The organism is Bacillus sp. m3-13 (assembly GCF_000175075.1).
GTDB classification, from domain to species: Bacteria; Bacillota; Bacilli; order Bacillales; family Bacillaceae_I; genus Sutcliffiella_A; species Sutcliffiella_A horikoshii_C.
Genome location: NZ_ACPC01000019.1, coordinates 481,841 through 499,534, shown reverse-complemented (window position 1 = coordinate 499,534; position 17,694 = coordinate 481,841). Strand labels below are relative to the sequence as shown.

18 protein-coding genes are annotated in these 17,694 nt (G+C 42.4%); 2 read left to right on the top strand and 16 right to left on the bottom strand.

The genetic code is table 11. The annotated features are described in order from the left end of the window. Nucleotides 1-236 precede the first annotated feature (236 nt). The 7 genes from M313_RS0113060 to M313_RS0113030 all read right to left on the bottom strand — a co-directional run bounded on the left by M313_RS0113060 (nucleotide 237) and on the right by M313_RS0113030 (nucleotide 7,744). Complete coding sequence (locus M313_RS0113060; RefSeq protein WP_010195994.1) at nucleotides 237-749, bottom strand: adenine phosphoribosyltransferase; 513 nt, start codon at nucleotides 747-749, stop codon at nucleotides 237-239. 14 nt (nucleotides 750-763) lie between these two features. Next, nucleotides 764-3,109: a single-stranded-DNA-specific exonuclease RecJ gene (recJ, locus tag M313_RS0113055; RefSeq protein ID WP_010195991.1), complete on the bottom strand. Its 2,346-nt coding sequence runs from the start codon at nucleotides 3,107-3,109 to the stop codon at nucleotides 764-766. A 145-nt stretch (nucleotides 3,110-3,254) separates the two neighbouring features. Then, on the bottom strand, nucleotides 3,255-3,407 hold the full coding sequence (locus tag M313_RS26165; RefSeq protein ID WP_010195989.1) for a hypothetical protein: 153 nt from the start codon (nucleotides 3,405-3,407) through the stop codon (nucleotides 3,255-3,257). 279 nt (nucleotides 3,408-3,686) lie between these two features. After that, entirely contained in the window at nucleotides 3,687-4,007 is a 321-nt protein-coding gene (locus M313_RS23570; protein WP_010195987.1) for a LapA family protein, read from the bottom strand. Between the two features lie 21 nt (nucleotides 4,008-4,028). Continuing rightward, entirely contained in the window at nucleotides 4,029-4,919 is an 891-nt protein-coding gene (locus M313_RS0113040) for a cation diffusion facilitator family transporter (RefSeq protein WP_010195985.1), read from the bottom strand. A 117-nt stretch (nucleotides 4,920-5,036) separates the two neighbouring features. After that, nucleotides 5,037-7,286, bottom strand: coding sequence for a protein translocase subunit SecDF (gene secDF, locus M313_RS0113035; RefSeq protein ID WP_010195982.1), 2,250 nt, complete (start codon nucleotides 7,284-7,286; stop codon nucleotides 5,037-5,039). A 176-nt stretch (nucleotides 7,287-7,462) separates the two neighbouring features. Continuing rightward, nucleotides 7,463-7,744: a post-transcriptional regulator gene (locus M313_RS0113030; protein WP_010195981.1), complete on the bottom strand. Its 282-nt coding sequence runs from the start codon at nucleotides 7,742-7,744 to the stop codon at nucleotides 7,463-7,465. 165 nt (nucleotides 7,745-7,909) lie between these two features. Here M313_RS0113030 and spoVB point away from each other — a divergent pair, with 165 nt between their 5' ends. Then, the gene (gene spoVB / locus M313_RS0113025; RefSeq protein WP_010195980.1) at nucleotides 7,910-9,466 is read left to right on the top strand and encodes a stage V sporulation protein B; all 1,557 of its coding nucleotides are present in this window, start codon (nucleotides 7,910-7,912) and stop codon (nucleotides 9,464-9,466) included. 54 nt (nucleotides 9,467-9,520) lie between these two features. Here spoVB and M313_RS0113020 read toward each other — a convergent pair whose 3' ends face one another. Then, nucleotides 9,521-10,183, bottom strand: coding sequence for a DUF421 domain-containing protein (locus tag M313_RS0113020; RefSeq protein ID WP_010195979.1), 663 nt, complete (start codon nucleotides 10,181-10,183; stop codon nucleotides 9,521-9,523). A 131-nt stretch (nucleotides 10,184-10,314) separates the two neighbouring features. Between M313_RS0113020 and M313_RS0113015 the strand changes: the two genes are divergently transcribed. Next, nucleotides 10,315-10,704, top strand: coding sequence for a TIGR04086 family membrane protein (locus tag M313_RS0113015; RefSeq protein WP_010195976.1), 390 nt, complete (start codon nucleotides 10,315-10,317; stop codon nucleotides 10,702-10,704). A 43-nt stretch (nucleotides 10,705-10,747) separates the two neighbouring features. Here M313_RS0113015 and yajC read toward each other — a convergent pair whose 3' ends face one another. From yajC to M313_RS24630, 8 genes are all read right to left on the bottom strand, one after another. Beyond that, nucleotides 10,748-11,011, bottom strand: coding sequence for a preprotein translocase subunit YajC (gene yajC, locus M313_RS0113010; RefSeq protein WP_010195975.1), 264 nt, complete (start codon nucleotides 11,009-11,011; stop codon nucleotides 10,748-10,750). A 44-nt stretch (nucleotides 11,012-11,055) separates the two neighbouring features. Next, nucleotides 11,056-12,195 (bottom strand): tRNA guanosine(34) transglycosylase Tgt, encoded by a 1,140-nt coding sequence (gene tgt, locus M313_RS0113005; RefSeq protein WP_010195974.1) that lies wholly within the window; start codon nucleotides 12,193-12,195, stop codon nucleotides 11,056-11,058. A gap of 462 nt (nucleotides 12,196-12,657) precedes the next feature. Continuing rightward, nucleotides 12,658-13,686 carry a tRNA preQ1(34) S-adenosylmethionine ribosyltransferase-isomerase QueA gene (gene queA, locus M313_RS0113000; RefSeq protein ID WP_010195971.1) on the bottom strand — a complete coding sequence of 343 codons (1,029 nt, stop codon included), beginning with the start codon at nucleotides 13,684-13,686 and terminating at the stop codon, nucleotides 12,658-12,660. A 407-nt stretch (nucleotides 13,687-14,093) separates the two neighbouring features. Then, the gene (locus tag M313_RS0112995; RefSeq protein WP_034774776.1) at nucleotides 14,094-14,294 is read right to left on the bottom strand and encodes a DUF2905 domain-containing protein; all 201 of its coding nucleotides are present in this window, start codon (nucleotides 14,292-14,294) and stop codon (nucleotides 14,094-14,096) included. Beyond that, on the bottom strand, nucleotides 14,278-15,291 hold the full coding sequence (ruvB, locus tag M313_RS0112990; protein ID WP_010195966.1) for a Holliday junction branch migration DNA helicase RuvB: 1,014 nt from the start codon (nucleotides 15,289-15,291) through the stop codon (nucleotides 14,278-14,280). Before ruvB ends, M313_RS0112995 begins: the two co-directional genes overlap by 17 nt. Nucleotides 15,292-15,334: 43 nt before the next feature. After that, on the bottom strand, nucleotides 15,335-15,946 hold the full coding sequence (gene ruvA, locus M313_RS0112985) for a Holliday junction branch migration protein RuvA (RefSeq protein WP_010195964.1): 612 nt from the start codon (nucleotides 15,944-15,946) through the stop codon (nucleotides 15,335-15,337). Nucleotides 15,947-16,112: 166 nt separating this feature from the next. Continuing rightward, nucleotides 16,113-16,679: an intercompartmental signaling factor BofC gene (locus tag M313_RS0112980; RefSeq protein WP_010195962.1), complete on the bottom strand. Its 567-nt coding sequence runs from the start codon at nucleotides 16,677-16,679 to the stop codon at nucleotides 16,113-16,115. 167 nt (nucleotides 16,680-16,846) lie between these two features. Next, complete coding sequence (locus M313_RS24630; RefSeq protein WP_010195959.1) at nucleotides 16,847-17,599, bottom strand: YhcN/YlaJ family sporulation lipoprotein; 753 nt, start codon at nucleotides 17,597-17,599, stop codon at nucleotides 16,847-16,849. Between the last annotated feature and the right edge of the window lie 95 nt (nucleotides 17,600-17,694).

The window sequence follows — 17,694 nt, the reverse complement described above, 5'->3', positions numbered from 1 at the left end:
ATATTGTTTTTATTATCGTGAAATTTTATGTAGATGTAAAGAGATTATGAGAGAAAAATAAAGATTTGTCGACAGATTTTTCAGGAATTGGTGTAAAAAATATACTTTTCTAATAAAAGCAGTCTTTTTACCTATCATTTCATTTTATTTATGTTAACAGGAAATAGTACTAGGCCCTTATCATTATATATGAAAAAAACTAGAGCAATCCGTTTGCCCTAGTTCTTTTTTAAATATTAGTATTTCATTAATGTAAGAATATCGAATCCGTCTAGTTTGCTGCGTCCATCCAAGTAGGATAGCTCGATAAGGAATGCAATACCTGCAACTACTCCGCCCAGCTCTTCAACAAGCTTGATTGTTGCTTCGATTGTACCACCTGTAGCAAGTAGATCATCTGTAATCAACACGCGTTGACCAGGCTTGATTGCATCTCTATGGATAGTCAGTACATCTTTACCGTACTCCAAACCGTATTCCACACGAGCTACTTCACGTGGAAGCTTTCCTTCTTTACGAACCGGCGCAAAGCCAACTCCTAAAGAATACGCTACCGGACAACCGATGATAAATCCACGTGCTTCCGGTCCAACAATTAGATCTACTTCTTTATCTCGAGCATATTCAACGATTTGGTCTGTTGCATAACGGTATGCATCACCATTGTCCATTAACGTTGTAATATCCTTGAACTGTATACCAGGTTTTGGCCAATCAGGAACGATTGTTACGAATTTCTTTAAATCCATCTTCTATTTTCCTCCTATGAATGAACAGTGCATTGCTTGGTTAGATGCTGATCAAACCACACTTTTAATTGTTTATATGAAGAATATAAAAACAAGTTTTCAAGCATCACTTGCTGTTGCTTTTTACGATAAGTTGGAGACTCTTCAAAGTCCCTTTTTTTCGCTGCATGGTTTAATGCGATAAAACCCTTGTCTATTGTAACAAATTCTAAGTCAAAAAACACCTGTGATATGAAATCCACTGTTTCTTTTGACCAGCCGCGGTGTTTGGCAATATCTTCTGCATGTTTCTTAAGGTCAAAGGAACCCTTTTTAGCAAGTAATGCGTAAAACCATTTGAAGTGTTCTCTTGTCGGAATGGTAGAAAAGAAATGATTCTCCTTTTGATAAAAGGACGCATAGATTCGCTCAGGTGTACTGGTTTGTAATAAAGTGGACAGGTGCTCTTCCTCAGATGGAATATCAAGGATTACAACATACTTCCCTGTCAAATCCATATCAGCATTCTCTGTAAACATACTTGCATATGGTCGTAACTCATCATGGAGATTTATTTCTTCCAAAGTATTTTCATTAAAATATAGGATGTCGAGTTTTGCCTTATCTATTCCATTTAATGTCTGATTCAGTTGTTTAATCGAACGGATATCAAAAAGCTGCCAATCTGTCACTCTGATATCTTTCAGAAAAAGTTGAGGCTTGCGGAAATTGTTCCATTCATTGATAGAGAGTTCCCCCAACACATCAAGAGAAGCCCCTGGGGAGACGTGATGATACGTTTCTCCAAAGCCAAAGCCTACACAATCTAGTGAACTGCCTTCTTGTTCAATAACTAGTTTCAGATGGTTGCTTTTGTTTCCGATCTGGCGAATTTGCTGCGGCAATACATCTTTGACCAGCACTTTCGGTTTCGGATTGGCCACACCGAATGGGGCAAGCATTTCCAACTGCTCTATGGTAGCAAGTGTTACTTCTCCCACCGTGCATTCGATATCCACTTCCGTTATGGGAGTAAAATCCTCTTTTGTCAGAATTTCTAACGCCTTTTGATTCATTCTTTGTCTGAGCTCATTTACATCTTCTATTTTCAATGTCATTCCGGCTGCCATTGGATGTCCTCCAAAATGAGGCAAAATATCCCGGCATTCCGAAAGGTTTTCAAAGAGATCAAAGCCGACGATGGAACGGGCAGACCCTTTTGCCAACCCTTTATCTTCATCAAGGCTTAGTACGATAGTCGGTCTGTAAAAGCGGTCCACAAGGCGTGATGCGACAATCCCAATCACTCCTGCATTCCAATTGTTGCCCTCCACAATAATGAAACCATTATCTTCCGGCGGGTATTTCTCTTCCACCTGTTGAATGGCTTCTTCGGTAATTTGGGTCACAATTTGCTGTCTCTCTTTGTTGTAACTTTCCATTTCCTCCGCAAGCATTTTGGCTTCTTCCTGATCATTTGTCATAAGAAGATGAACCGCCGGGTCTGCATTATCCAGTCGTCCTACCGCATTGATTCTCGGTCCGATCGAAAACCCTACAGTTTCTTCTGTTACCGTATGCAATTCCACTCCGCATTTTTGAAGTAGCGCCTTCAGTCCGACCCGTGTGGTCTGTTGCATCTTTTTGATACCTTTAGACGCTAGTAATCTATTCTCGCCGACTAACGGGACTAAATCAGCAATGGTACCGATGGCCGCCACATCTAGAAGGTGCTCCGGATTTTTCCCTAGAAGTGCATGCGCTACCTTGTAGGCAACCCCAACACCAGCCAGATCATCAAATGGATAGGAGCATGTTTCTTTTTTAGGGTGGATGATTGCATAAGCATCAGGCAATTCGGGGCCTGGCTCATGATGATCGGTGATGATAAGATCTAAACCTAGTTCTTTCGCCACTTTAGCCTCATAGAGGGCGGAGATTCCAGTGTCGACTGTGATAATGACAGAATATCCGTTTTCTTTTGCTTGTTTGAAGGCATTTTCATTTGGTCCGTATCCTTCTGTAAAGCGGTTTGGGATATAAAAATCGACAAGTGCGCCAACTTCTTGTAACGCAGTCACCATGACGGTGGTAGAGCTGACTCCATCTGCGTCATAGTCGCCAAACACAAGGATCTTCTCTTCCTTTGCAATCGCTTGATTTACTCTTTCTACAAGCTTGTCCATATCTTCCATTAAAAAAGGATCATGAAACTCTTGATCATTTGTATATAAAAATTCTTTTGCTGCATCTATCGTGTCAAACCCTCTGTTTACCAAAAGGGAAGCAATAAGAGGGGCAATATCCAAAGATTCTGCTAGTTGATCAACCAGCTCTTTATTCGATTCACTTACATTCCATCTCGATTTAGAAGCTAACACACAAATTCCTCCCTTAGCCTATCTAATTATACAAGAGAGTCGTTGTTGCTTCAATGGGTGTAAAAAAGGGTACAAAGGGTACCTGACCCCAAAAACCAACAACCTAAGTACTTACCACACACATTGATGGGGTCTGGTACCGCCCTTAAGCTCTTAGTCTCTCATCACCGTCTGTCCGTGTATATTTTTGCAAATGTCCAAAGATTTTCCAAAATTGACCGAAGTTTTTCGAAAGTTGACCGAAGATTCCGCTTAATTGACCATAGTTTTTGAAAAGTTGACCGAACCAAAATTTCAATTGGCCGAACCCCCTACCATTCTTGACCGAACCTCGCCTCAAAATGTCCGAACCCTCAAAAATTTCAACAAAAATTGACCGAACCAACAATATAAATGTCCGAACCAAATTTCCACAACAAAAAAAGGCGTGTTTTTTAAGAAAAACACACCTTTTTTGCAAACCCCCAGGTACCTGACCCCAAAAACAAACACACTATGTAACTTACCACACACACTGCTGGGGTCTGGTACCGCACTTAAGCTCTTCTACCACACTCAACAAAAAAACACAGGCCCACTACCGCGACCTGCGTCTCTCCCCAACTGAACCTAACGTATTTTCCTTATCCTTAACCACCGGGTCCCCTGCAGCTGTTTCCCCAGAAACACCAGCATGCTTCTGCTGCATCTGCCGTTTAACTTTGATCACCTGGTAAATCCCGATAGACCCGGCAATCACAATACCCATCAAAGTCGAAAATAAAATGACTAACACCAACGGCCATTCCGCTGTACCAAATAAATAGTTCACCTCAACCGGCGCTACATTCAATACCGCAAAAATAGCGACTACGATTGTGAAAAGAACACCTGCTAAAAGATACCATTGTGTTTTCAATTTTAACTCCCCCTTCTGAAATTATTCAGAGTATGGATTGATATGCACAAACACATCCTGAACTTCTCTATTTTCAACGAGTTTCGCCTTTACGTTTTTACCTATTTTATGACCATCTTCCACCGTAATGTATGGATCAACGGAAATTTTTAAATCAATGATGACATAGTGGCCATGTTCCCTTGCATGCAGACTGTCAATTTTCATGACACCTGGCACAGTTAAAACAACCTCACGAAATTCTTCTGTGTCTTCCTCGTGCATGACATGGTCCATCGTATTGTGAATGGATTCCGAACCAAGCTGCCAAGATATCCTTATAATCATAAGAGCTACGACAATTCCAGCAACAGGATCAAGATATACGAGCCAGTCAACACCGATATACCCTCCCAAGACAGCACCGGCAATACCTATTAGAGCTGCGATGGAGGAGAAGACATCTGATCTATGTTCATATGCATTGACGATGATGGCGTCACTCTTTATTCTTTTTCCCAAATTATACTTATATCGAAACATTATTTCTTTAACGATGATGGAAAAGACAACTACATAAATGGCTAAAGCTTTTGGTGCCTGGATTGGTTCAAAGAAAGCCTGAAAAGACGATTTACCAATTTCAAACCCGACAATTAATAAAAGAACTGCGACAATAATGGCAGCAATATTCTCCGCCTTGCCGTGTCCATATGGATGATCTTCATCAGGTGGTTGCTTAGCTGCTCTTAAACCTATGTATACTGCCAAAGATCCTGCAACATCAGATGCAGAGTGAACCGCGTCCGCAACAAGTGCCCGACTGTTGGCAACTACTCCAGCCCAAGCTTTTAATCCGGCCAACACAATGTTACCGACCACCCCGACCAATGCTGCAAATTCGGCCTTCTTAAATCGCTCATTATGTTCCATTACGACACCCCTTTGCATTCTCTACTTTCTATTGTACCCGAAATAAGGCAAATCCTTCTAAAAAACATAGAAATAAAAATGTCACAGCGCATGTATCTTACGCTGTGACAAATCTCCTTATACTTCTGGCTCCGGATCTTCTACAGAAGCTTTTTTAGGTCTACTAATTTGTTTGTATTTCCATTTCATCCATAGCTGTGCTGCAATGAATAAAGAAGAATACGTACCGACAATCAACCCTACCAATAACGCGATGGAGAAGTTGGTAATCGATTCACTGCCGAAAATAAGCAAAGCAAGGACTGCAATGACTACCGTTCCAACCGTATTAAGGGATCTGACAAAAGTTTGCTGCAAGCTTTTATTTACGATTTCTTCAAGGTCTTCATATGTTTTAACCCGCTTTTTCTTTTTCAGATTCTCACGGATTCGGTCAAACGTAACTATTGTATCATTGATCGAGTAACCCACAATGGTCAACAGGGCTGCAATGAAGGTGATATCCACTTCCAGCCTTGTTAAACTGAAGAACGCAACAATAAAGAAAGCGTCATGGAACAATGCCACGATGGCAGCAAGTGCAAACATCCATTCAAATCGGATAGTTACATAGATAATGATTCCGACAGCAGCTATCAGAATGGCAAAGAAAGCATTCCTTGCAAGTTCTTGACCAACAGTTGGAGAAACCGTGCTAACACTTGGTTCAGAGCCGTATTTATTTTGCACATACTCTTTAACTTCCGCTATCTCTGTTTGTGAAAAATCATCCACATATCTTGCAACGGCAATTTCATTATCATTTCCTGCAAGAACCACATCTTTTGGTTCTAAACCAATGGAAGCCAGTTCTTCTGTAATTTCCTCAGCTGTCAGGCTTGTCTCACTTAATATCTCTACCCTTGTTCCACTAGCAAAATCAATTCCAAGGTTCAAGCGGAAGACAGCAAGCACTATAATCCCGACAACTATCAAAGCACCTGAAAGCATGAAGAACTTTTTACGATGCTTCATGAAATCCCAATTGTCAAATCGGTTAGGTGGTTCCGTATTTTCATCCGTCATATTGATATCAAGGATATCTTCTTTTTTCACACCGAATAGATGTGGTTTATTATTCATAAATCTGCTGTTCACCCACAGGCCGAGCAATAGTCTTGAACCAAAAACAGCGGTAATGAAGCTCAATAGGATACTCACAATCAACATCGTCGCAAATCCTTTAACAGAGCTTGTTCCATAAACGAACATAACACCTGCTGCAAGGAGCGTTGTCAAGTTGGCATCCAAAATGGTTGAAAACGAGTTTCTGCTTCCTGCACGGAAAGCGGACATGGCAGATCTGCCAAGTTTTAGTTCTTCTTTAATACGTTCATAGGTAATAATATTGGCGTCAACTGCCATACCTACACCAAGTATCAACGCGGCAATACCAGGCAACGTAAGTACCCCATTCATCAATTCAAACACTAGTAGAATCAAGAAAATATACGTACTTAATGTGATAACCGCCACAAGGCCTGGCAAACGGTAGTATACAAGCATAAAAATCAAGATAGCACTAATTCCGATAATTCCTGCAAGAACCGTTTTCTGGAGTGCAGTTTCTCCGAATTTTGCACCTACAGACGTGGAATAGATTTCTTCCAATTCAACAGGTAAGGACCCTGCTTTCAATAGCTCGGCAAGCTCTTTAGCAGATTCAATGGAAAAGTTCCCTGTAATCTGCACGTTTGTTTCATTTAATACCTGTGTTACCTGGGCTGCGGAAAGATATTTAGGATCCTCTTTTCCAGCTTCGGCTTCATAAGAATCCACACCTTCTTCAAAATCCAACCAAATAACCATCAGGTTGCGCCCAACACCCATATCGCGGACCTGACGGGTAATATCGGCAAATTCAGAAGCAGAACGAAGCGTCAGAGCCACACTTGGAGCGTTGTTTTGGTCAAAGGACTGACTTGCTCCCCCTTCTGCTAGGGCTGAACCATCCATTAGTAACTTGTCATCCACATCACGGAAGGATAATTTTGCTTCTGTGGATAGAAGTTCCCTTGCCTTGGACTGGTCTTCCACTCCGGCAAGCTGGACACGAATACGATCATCGCCCTCGATTTGGATGTTCGGTTCACTAACACCTAAAACGTTGACACGCTTATTTAGAGCACTGACCGTACTAACAAGCAAATCACGATCCACTTCACTATTTTCATTGATAGGTTTTACTTCATAGAGGACCTCAAAGCCCCCTTGAAGATCAAGACCAAGTTTAATATCTTTTGTAATTGGATTCGTAAACACTCCAATTGTGCTTCCAATTAGAATAAGAAGTAAAAAGAATGCTACTATCCGTCCTCTTTTGACCATTCGTGAAAAATCCTCCTTCTGCACTTACAATCGATGAAATGTCTTCCGTTTTATGGACACTTGGCTTCTTACATGCTTCACGTAAAATTATGTAAAATAGTTAATTAAAGCCGTTGCAATGCCATCATGTACCATTATGATTCATCCATTAATGCCTGTCAATTTTTGCTGAAAATTTAATCTTTTTGTGACGTGAAATAGTTTGGTGCTTTATACGCTTCGATGGTGACGTAACTCATATAGTCGGTGATCGATAAGCTATACACATCATTGACCAGTTCAAACAGTCTTTTGGTTTCGGGGCGCTTCCATTTCTTTTTAGTCAAGCACTCCCACAATTCATCCTCAGATACGGTGTCATAGCCGAAAAGCTGAAATTCCTCCAGCTTGCTCTGCAAAATTGGACCCAGGTCGTACCGGAAAAGGTCATAAGCATGTTCATTGGTTTCTTTTTTCATTGTTGATTGAACCCCCATTCAATTCACTCTCTCATTATAATGCTTATTTCTAATAACCTTCTTTCCTTTCCTAGCACCTTGATAATACTTGTCATGCTTGGCCCACTCTTTTGCATATAGATAATTGTATATGATAAGTCAGTAATTGAGAAGGCAGGGAATGGCATGACAAAGCAAACATTTTTAAGAGGGACCTTAATTTTAATTATTGCCGGTTTGATCACAAGGGTGTTAGGGTTTGTCAACCGGATAGTGGTAGCCAGGTTTATCGGGGAAGAAGGCGTGGGACTTTACATGATGGCCGTTCCTACACTTGTACTGACGATAACCATTACCCAACTAGGTTTGCCTGTTGCCATTTCCAAATTGGTAGCAGAGGCGGAAGCCCAAGGGAATCATAGGAAGATCAAAAAGATTTTGGTCGTATCCCTTGCCACGACTGGAGCACTAAGCATTATCTTCACTCCCGCCATGATTCTCCTCGCTCCTTACTTATCCAATAATCTATTTACAGATCCAAGAACCTATTACCCATTGATGGCTATTGCACCTGTCGTTCCGATTATCGCCATCTCTTCTGTCCTACGCGGCTATTTCCAAGGAAGGCAGAATATGAAACCATCCGCCATTTCACAGGTCATTGAACAGGTGGTCAGGATTTCCTTAGTTGCCGCTTGTACAAAAGCATTGCTCCCATACGGAATCGAATATGCAGCAGCAGGCGCCATGCTTTCCGCAGTTGTTGGAGAACTGATGTCCTTGCTTTACATGCTCTTTGTTTTTAAAAATAAAAAATCTTTCCGTTTGCGTCGAAAGTTCTTTAACTATGTTGGCGAAGGAAAAGAGACATTCCGTGATTTGATGCGGATCGCCCTTCCAACTACGGGAAGCCGGATGATTGGTTCAGTTGCTTGGTTTTTCGAACCTATCGTCGTTGCCCAAAGCTTAGCTATTGCCGGTGTGGCAACTGCAATGGCCACCAAGCAGTATGGAGAGCTAGTAGGGTTTGCACTTCCATTGATGATGTTGCCGTCCTTTATTACTTATTCCTTATCCACTGCCCTCGTTCCTGCCATAAGTGAAGCAGCTGCGAAAAAAAACAGCATTCTTATTGAACATCGCCTTCAACAAGCTTTAAGGCTTTCCTTTGTCACAGGCGGACTGGCAGTGGTACTTCTTTTCGTATATGCGGAGCCTATCATGTTATTAATGTATGGTAGCAGCAAAGCGGCCATCTATATAAAAGTCATGGCCCCATTCTTTTTGTTCTATTATTTCCAGGGACCACTGCAGGCCACTTTGCAGGCATTAGACCTAGCAAAAGCAGCTATGATTAATAGCTTCATTGGTGCCGCAGTGAAAACAGCTGTGATCTTTGTTTTGGCGAGTAAGCCTGCTTTTGGGATTATGGGAGCGGCACTTGGAATTGTGATTGGAATGATGCTTGTTACCTTGTTGCATATGGCAACCATCATGAAAGCCCTAAACTACTCGCTGTATATCCGTGATTATGTAAAAAGTTTCATTACCATGGGGATTTGTGTCATAGCAGGAATGTGGATGGTCGACCATTTCCTGCTGGGTCTTGGGGTTGGGCAACGTAGCGGATTAATGATCATTTTGACATGCCTTCTGTATCTCGTTCTATTATTAGTCTTTGGATTAGTAAAAAGAGAAGAACTTGCAAGGCTGCCTTTCTTGAAAAAGTGGCTGGCGAGGTAGTGGGGTTTACCGTTTGGGGTGTCTGGAACTCTCAATTTCAGACACCCCCTTCCTTTATTCATCCATTAAATCGATAAAAAACACTCCATTATCATAGCTGCAATAGGAAATCTTTTGGATATCCTTGTAACCGAGTAATCTTAGTTGTTGCCTAAGCCAAAGGTTGGTTTTACCGATTCGTTTTAAATGATCTTCTTGAATGACTCCGTCCATCACAAGCGGAAGGTTCATGGAATCCTCTTCATCCGCAGGAGTCCCCTCTTCCTTCTTTTTCTCAAATACCGATAGTTTTCCTGAAGGTTCAAGAATGGCAAATTCTACATCAGCTACATTCTTCACGTTCTTTTCCCTTAGCTGGACAAGTAGGTCATCAAAGTTATATCGTTGTTTTTTCATTGCCTCTTCATCTATTTTCCCATTATTTATGATCACACTAGGTTTTCCATCAATCAGATCTCTGAAACGTTGGCTTTTTAGTGATACAAAGGCAAGCATTATTTGAATCCCCATTAACAAAAACATGGGAAGCAGCGAATGAATCAGTGGGTCTTTCGGATTTTCGATGGCCATGACAGCCATTTCGGCAATCATGATAAAGACGACCAAGTCCAAGACACTCAATTCCCCTATTTCTCTTTTTCCCATCACACGGAAGATGAAAAGAATAAGGAAATATAGAAAAATCGTTCTGGCGATAATCAACACGTATTCCTCCATCACACCCACCTCTTCCAAAAAAGACAATAATATCTTTAGCTTTCTCCCAAAAAATATTTATATTCTATTATGTCTTTCTTGTGAATATGCTTGTATTACTTAGCATGTACTAAGAAAGGGGAAAAGTACCTATGGAATCAAAACGACTTGGTTTAGCTATCATGTATGGCTTGATTACCGTTTTTATGTTGGCAATTGTCATCAGCTTTATATTTTCCTTGCTTTTAAGGTTCACTTCTCTTCAAGAAACTAGTGTGGCATGGATTATTGTGACATTATCATTTATTACGTTGTTTATCGGTGGGTTTATTTCTGGTGGGCGTGGAAAAGAAAAAGGGTGGCTGCTTGGCGGAGCAACAGGCGGCGCCTACACATTGGTCATTTTTCTTTTTCAGTATTTAGGAAATGACGCCTTGTTCAACATGCAGCAAATGTTGTTCCACCTTGGATTTATCGGAATTGCCGCTCTTGGGGGGATAATTGGAGTGAATGTTAGCGGGGGTTATACTTCAAAAGCCTAATAAAAAAGAGCATGAACCCATAAGGGAACATGCTCTTTATTCATTAGTCTTGAACTACATCTCTAACCGCTTGACGGTCGTATGTAAGACGAGATCCGTCACCTGCTTTGATGACAATTTTGTCCTCATCCAATGCATCCACGATACCGTGTAATCCACCGATTGTAACAACTTTGTCCCCTTTTTGCAGGCTAGTCTGCATTTCACGAACTTGCTTTTGACGCTTTTGTTGTGGGCGAATTAACAAGAAGTAGAAAATAGCAAACATTAATACTAAAGGTAAAATAGCACCAGCCATTCCTTCCATGTTGTAACGCCTCCTTTCTCATCAGTCATGTATGGGAAGAGATTTTAGAAGTTCTTTGCATTCGGTTTATTGAATCCATATTTCTCAAAAAACTCTTCTTTGAAGTCCCCCAGACGATCTTCGCGGATCGCTTGTCTGACATCCTCCATTAATTTTACCAGAAAATAAAGGTTATGGTAAGTTGTTAGCCTAATTCCCAAAGTTTCGTCACATTTGATTAGGTGACGGATGTAAGCTCTGGAATAATTTGTGCAAGTATAGCAGTCGCACTCTGGATCAAGCGGTCCAAAGTCACGTGCAAACTTCGCATTTTTGACAACCAATCGCCCTTCACTTGTCATTAATGTCCCATTTCGGGCAATTCTAGTCGGCAATACGCAGTCAAACATATCTATCCCGCGAATCGCTCCATCAATTAGGGAATCAGGAGATCCAACACCCATCAGGTAACGCGGTTTGTCTGTAGGTAACCAAGGCGTCGTGAATTCAAGCGTGCGGTTCATGACATCTTTAGGCTCTCCTACAGATAAGCCCCCAACTGCATATCCAGGGAAGTCCATAGATACTAGGTCTTGTGCACTTAACTTACGAAGGTCCTCATATTCCCCACCTTGAACGATACCGAACAGGCCTTGGTCTTGTGGACGTTGATGTGCTTCTAAGCAACGTTCAGCCCAGCGTGACGTACGTTCCACTGATTTTTTCATATATTCATGTGTTGCTGGATACGGCGGACACTCGTCAAATGCCATCATGATGTCAGAGCCAAGGTCATTTTGGATGTGCATCGCTTTTTCAGGTGAAAGGAAAAGCTTGTCTCCGTTCATATGGTTGCGGAAGTGTACTCCTTCTTCTTCTATTTTACGAAGGTCGCTGAGACTGAATACTTGGAATCCGCCTGAGTCGGTAAGAATGGCGCGATCCCAGTTCATGAATTTGTGGAGCCCGCCTGCTTCTTTGACGATTTCGTTTCCTGGACGCAGCCATAGGTGGTAGGTGTTGCTCAGGATGATTCCTGCTCCCATTGCTTTGACGTCTTCTGGTGACATTGTTTTTACTGTGGCAAGTGTACCTACAGGCATGAATACTGGTGTTTCAAAGCTTCCGTGTGGTGTGTGGACGATTCCAAGGCGTGCGCCTGTTTGTTTACATGTTTTGATTAGTTCGTATCTGATTGCTGTCATTGTATTCTCCTTAGGATTTCTATAAAGCATTTCATTGATTTGGCTTACTCCTGTAGATTTACGATCCGGGTGTTCGCTTTCCGCGGGCGGTCCGGAAGCCTCCTCACTTCGTTGGATGCCACTGAGAAAGTATGTGAATTATGCCGTTGTTTAGACACTGCTGTGGATTTCCGCAAATGGCTTCGCTTTCCTAAGGGCGCTGCTGGAGCCTCCTCGGCAAGCCTGCGGGGTCTCCACCTAGCGCTATCTCCCTCAGGAGTCTCCGCCTTTTTCTCCAATCCACAGCTAGAAATCACTCTGTACAAAATATTTCAGTTTTTCAGTGGCTTCTTTCAGTTCGGGTTATTTCCTGCCCTTTCCTTCCCCAGACGAAGAAAAGCTGTTAGCATTTTCGAGGAGTCTCACACCCTGCACTTCAATCTACAGGGGGCCTTTATTACAAAGAAACAGTCTTTTTCATTTTTATAAAATCAGCATGGCGTCGCCGAAGCTGAAGAAGCGGTAGCGTTCTTTGACGGCTTCTTCGTAGGCGTGCATGACGTTTTCGCGGCCGGCAAGTGCGCTGACAAGCATGATTAGGGTTGATTTTGGCAGGTGGAAGTTTGTAATCATGCCGTCAATGGCCGAAAAGTTGTAACCTGGGTATATGAATATGTTTGTCCAACCGCTCGCCTCTTTAAACTCACCATGATCTCGTGCAATCGTCTCTAGTGTTCGTGTGGAAGTGGTGCCGACTGTGATGATTCTTCCGCCATTGCTGCGAACTTCATTTAAAAGTCTTGCCGTGCCTTCTGACATCTGGTAAAACTCTGCATGCATATCGTGTTCTTCCACGGAATCCACGCTCACAGGGCGGAATGTTCCAAGTCCAACATGAAGGGTAATGAAAGCAGTATGTACGCCTTTATCCTTCAGTGCGTCAAGCAGTTCTTCTGTAAAATGGAGACCGGCAGTCGGAGCCGCAGCAGAACCAGTTTCTCTTGCAAAGACGGTTTGATAGCGGTCGCGGTCTTCTAGTTGTTCTTTTATATATGGAGGAAGTGGCATTTCTCCCAAACTATCTAACACTTCATAAAAAATGCCTTCATAGCGGAAATCAAGTTTTCTGCCGCCATGCTCGCTTTCGCCGGTGCAAATGGCAGTTAAACGGCCATCACCAAAAGAGACCACCGTGCCTTCTTTAACACGTTTGGCAGGCTTGATGAGCGTTTCCCATGTATCGCCTTCCAATTGTTTCAGTAATAGTACTTCAATTTTTGCTCCTGTTTCACTTTTGACACCAAAGAGTCTGGCTGGCAATACTCTTGTATCGTTCAAAACGAGGCAATCGCCTTCTTTTACGTAGTCGAGTATGGAACGGAAAGTAGGTTCGTGTGTTAGGTTGCCTGTTTTTTTGTTTAGTACCATTAGGCGTGATGCTTCTCGTTGTTCTAGTGGTGTTTGTGCGATTAGTTCTTCTGGTAAGTGGAAATCAAATAAATCTATCTTCATAGTGTCACCTTTTCTTGTTTGCTTTCTTAGAGTCTGGTTGACTCCTGTATCCTTGCGTTCCAGGTGTTCGCTTATCCAGAGGACGGGGCTCGCGCCTCCTCACTTCGTTGTAAGCCACTGAAAATATCACTAATTTAATATATTGTTATGACACCGCTGTTGATTCCCGCAAAGGGCTTCGCTTTCCTAGGGGCACTGCTGGAGCCTCCTCGGCAAACCTGCGGGGTCTCCACCTAGCGCTATCTCCCTCAGGAGTCTTCGCCTTTTGCTCCAATCAACAGCTAGAGATTACAGGCACATGATATTTCAGTTTCTCAGTGGCTTCCTTTGTTGTGTGCTCTCAACCAACTGTTACTCCCCCGCTGGAGTCTCACACCTTGCACTCCAGTCTACAGGTGGAATCTATTTTATCTAAATCGGCCGATGAAATAAAATATTAGACTAAGTACGATGCTGATGATGATGGAGGTTACGATTGGGAAGAAGAATGTTACGTTCCCTTTTTTGACGACGATGTCTCCTGGGATTTTTCCGACTACCTGCCAGAGGAATCCTACGATTAAAAGTACTGCTCCAACTACCATCAGCATTTTAGGCAGTTCCATTATTGTTTGGCACCTCCATATTGAAATGGCGGTACACCAAGTCTGTCACTACCCGACCTCGTGGAGTCCGTTGCAAAAATCCAATCTGAAGAAGGTATGGTTCATACACATCTTCAATGGTATGAGATTCTTCCCCGATGGTTGCTGCAATCGTATCCACGCCAACCGGACCACCACGGAATTTTTCAATGATGCCCATCAAGAGTTTATGGTCGATATGATCTAACCCAAGTTTATCAACCTGCAAGCGATCTAACGCCTCTTTTGCAAGCGAAGCACTAATCGTATCTTTTCCTAAAACTTGGGCAAAATCCCTCACCCTGCGTAATAGTCGATTGGCGATACGAGGGGTTCCCCTTGCTCTTCTGCTTATCTCTGTGGCTGCGTCTAGTTCTAGTCCAATCTCCAGGATTTGTGCAGTGCGCAGACAGATTTCTGTTAATTGCTCTTCGTTATAATATTCCAGCCTGCTGAGAACCCCAAAGCGGTCCCTTAAGGGTGCCGTCAATAAGCCCACTCTTGTGGTAGCCCCAACAAGCGTGAAAGGAGGAAGATCCAGACGTACAGACTTTGAAGTTGGTCCTTTTCCTATCACGATATCTAAACAGTAGTCCTCCATAGCAGGATAAAGAACTTCTTCTATGGACCGATGAAGACGGTGAATTTCATCGATAAAAAGAACATCACCCGGCTCTAAGGCAGACAAAATGGCTGCAAGATCTCCTGGCCGCTCAATGGCAGGTCCTGCTGTGGTTCGAAGCTGAACCCCCATCTCATTGGCTATGATGGCGGCAAGCGTCGTTTTCCCGAGTCCTGGAGGGCCGTAAAGCAAAACATGATCCAATGTTTCCTGGCGCATTTTTGCCGCTTGGATGAATACTTCCAGGTTTTCCTTCACTTTATCCTGGCCAATGTATTGTTGCAGGGTTTGAGGCCGTAAGCTATATTCTAAAGAATGCTCCTCTAAGGTTGCATCCTGCGATACCATGCGATCGTCCATTATGTGGTTCCCCCTTTCTTAAGAATGTGTTTCAAGTCCCATATTATTTTAACAGCAGTTGCAATGCCCTTTTTACATATTGGTCTGTAGATAGGTCTTCCTTTTGCAGGGCAGGAACGATCTTTTTAATTTCCCGTTCACCATATCCTAGTACCTTCAATGCTTCCAACGCTTCTTCCAAAGCCGAGCTGCTTGCTCCCGGGACACTAACTTCCACATCAGGTTGAAACAGATCTGGAAAGGCACTTGGAACAAGATCGTTCAGTTTTCCTTTTAAATCTAGTATGATCTGTCTTGCTGTTTTTTTCCCTACACCAGGGAACTTCACAAGGAATTTTTCATCCTCATTTTCTATCGCATGGACCACCTGTGCGGGCTGACCCGATGCTAAAATGGCAAGTGCTCCTTTTGGACCGATGCCTGTAACGTTCAAAAGCTTCATAAACAAATTTTTATCTTCTCTTGTTTTGAAACCATATAGTGCCAAAATATCTTCCCTGACATGTTGATATGTATAAATGGTCACTTCTTTGTCGCGGTCCACTTGATAGATGAAAGGGTTTGGTGCATTCACCTGATAGCCCACTCCCATCACTTCCACCACAACGTATTCCGGTGACACGTATTCGACAAAACCTCTAATAAAATCGATCAACGTAAAAATACTCCCCTTTTCGTTCAGCTTCTACTCTTCATTTTACCATGAATAGAAGAAACAATCGGCTCAAAAGAAAAAGATAGCATATTTTAGTACAATTGTTAAGGTATTTTGCCTTGTCTTGAATCAACGCGAAAAACAGACCAGCAGAACGCCGGCCTGTTTATTGTTTTTTGGTCGTATAAGGCTTGAAAGTCTCGAGTACCTGTACATATTCATCTTTGGTTCCCACTTTAATTCCACCCTTTAATTGCTCGTGCTGGTGGCTTTCGAGTTTCCCTACATCAATCTGGAAAAAAGATTGAATGATCTTAGATGCCTCTGTCGGCTTTCCTTCATAGATAGTAAGGATCCCCTCTTCTGAAATTCCAAAGTATCCATTGGATTTCAATAGTGGTGATATGTCATCGATGTATTGTTGGAACACAACTTGTTCCCCGTCCAGGTCAATAACTTGCCAGTCTTCGTATTGAGCCCAAAAGTCCTCCATTGCCCACACGGTCTGGTCCACAATCTCCTCACTTACTTCACCATCCAAGTAAATCCGCTCCAACACTACCTTCAATGTTAATGGACCGTTTACTTCAAACGCATCCTCCAATACTTCTTCATCCACATATTCATTCTCATCTGCTGCTCCTTCATAAGCGGCAAACGTATAAAGCAATCCAGATGCGGCAACGAACACAACTACCAGAAGGATCCACTTTTTAAGTATGATGGGTTTCATTGTTACATTGCCCCCTCACATTCTCATTAGTTTTATTTCTATTCCACTATTTAATTCTTCTTATCTTTTTTAGTTTGACCATATTTAGGAATATTAACCATGAGTATAAGGGAAATTTTAAACACAGAAAAAACAGCCCCCAGTTATTAGAGGCTGCTCATGAAAAGTTATCTTGGCATGGTGCGATAAATACCACGCATCGTTTGATCTAGATCTTGCAAATGCCATTCTCCATTACGCAGGTCATTGTCCACACTTCTTACTGTACTGTAAACACTTGCATCAATTGCAACGCGCAACTCTTTATTTTTCAAAAGCGGTTTGACTGCATCGCGCACCTCACGTTTTAGTTGACGGGCATCCTCTGTCCCATTGTCGGGATTTACCGCAACAAGAACATCATCCCCATTGATTAAAACACGGGCATCATCGACTCCATCCACCTTCGAAGCACGTTTTACGATTCGATCTGCCAGTTTTCCATCATAATTGTTGTAATAGGATGGATTCCCAACATTCTCGATTCCGTTAAGATGTCCATGATAATTCTTGTCTGTACGGCTGTAATGTGGAGTATCGTATCCGATATCCATCATACCGCCATTATTACGGTTTGTTGCATTTCTGACTCCATTATCTTTGTTACGTCTTACTCTGTTTTCGTCATAGACAACAGAACGGTCCAAGATTTCATTCAAAGGGCCATCATTATCTTCCAGAAGACGTGCATTGCCTCTTTCTTCTGGTTCGCGACGTGTACGGTCATTGTTTACATAAGGATTGTGTTCGCTTGTATAATACCCAATAGGTCTTGTTTCCTCATAATACCTATTGTCTGTTGCACTTTCCTTTTGGCCGCATCCTGCTAGACCGCCAACTAAAAGTGCCGCAGAGGTTACAGTGAATAGTGACTTCCTCAATGTAAAAACCCCCTAACGAGTCAGTTGAGTACAATAGATGTACTCTCCATTAGGGTGACAAGTTAAGGAATGTTTTATTTTGTCAGTTCTCTCCA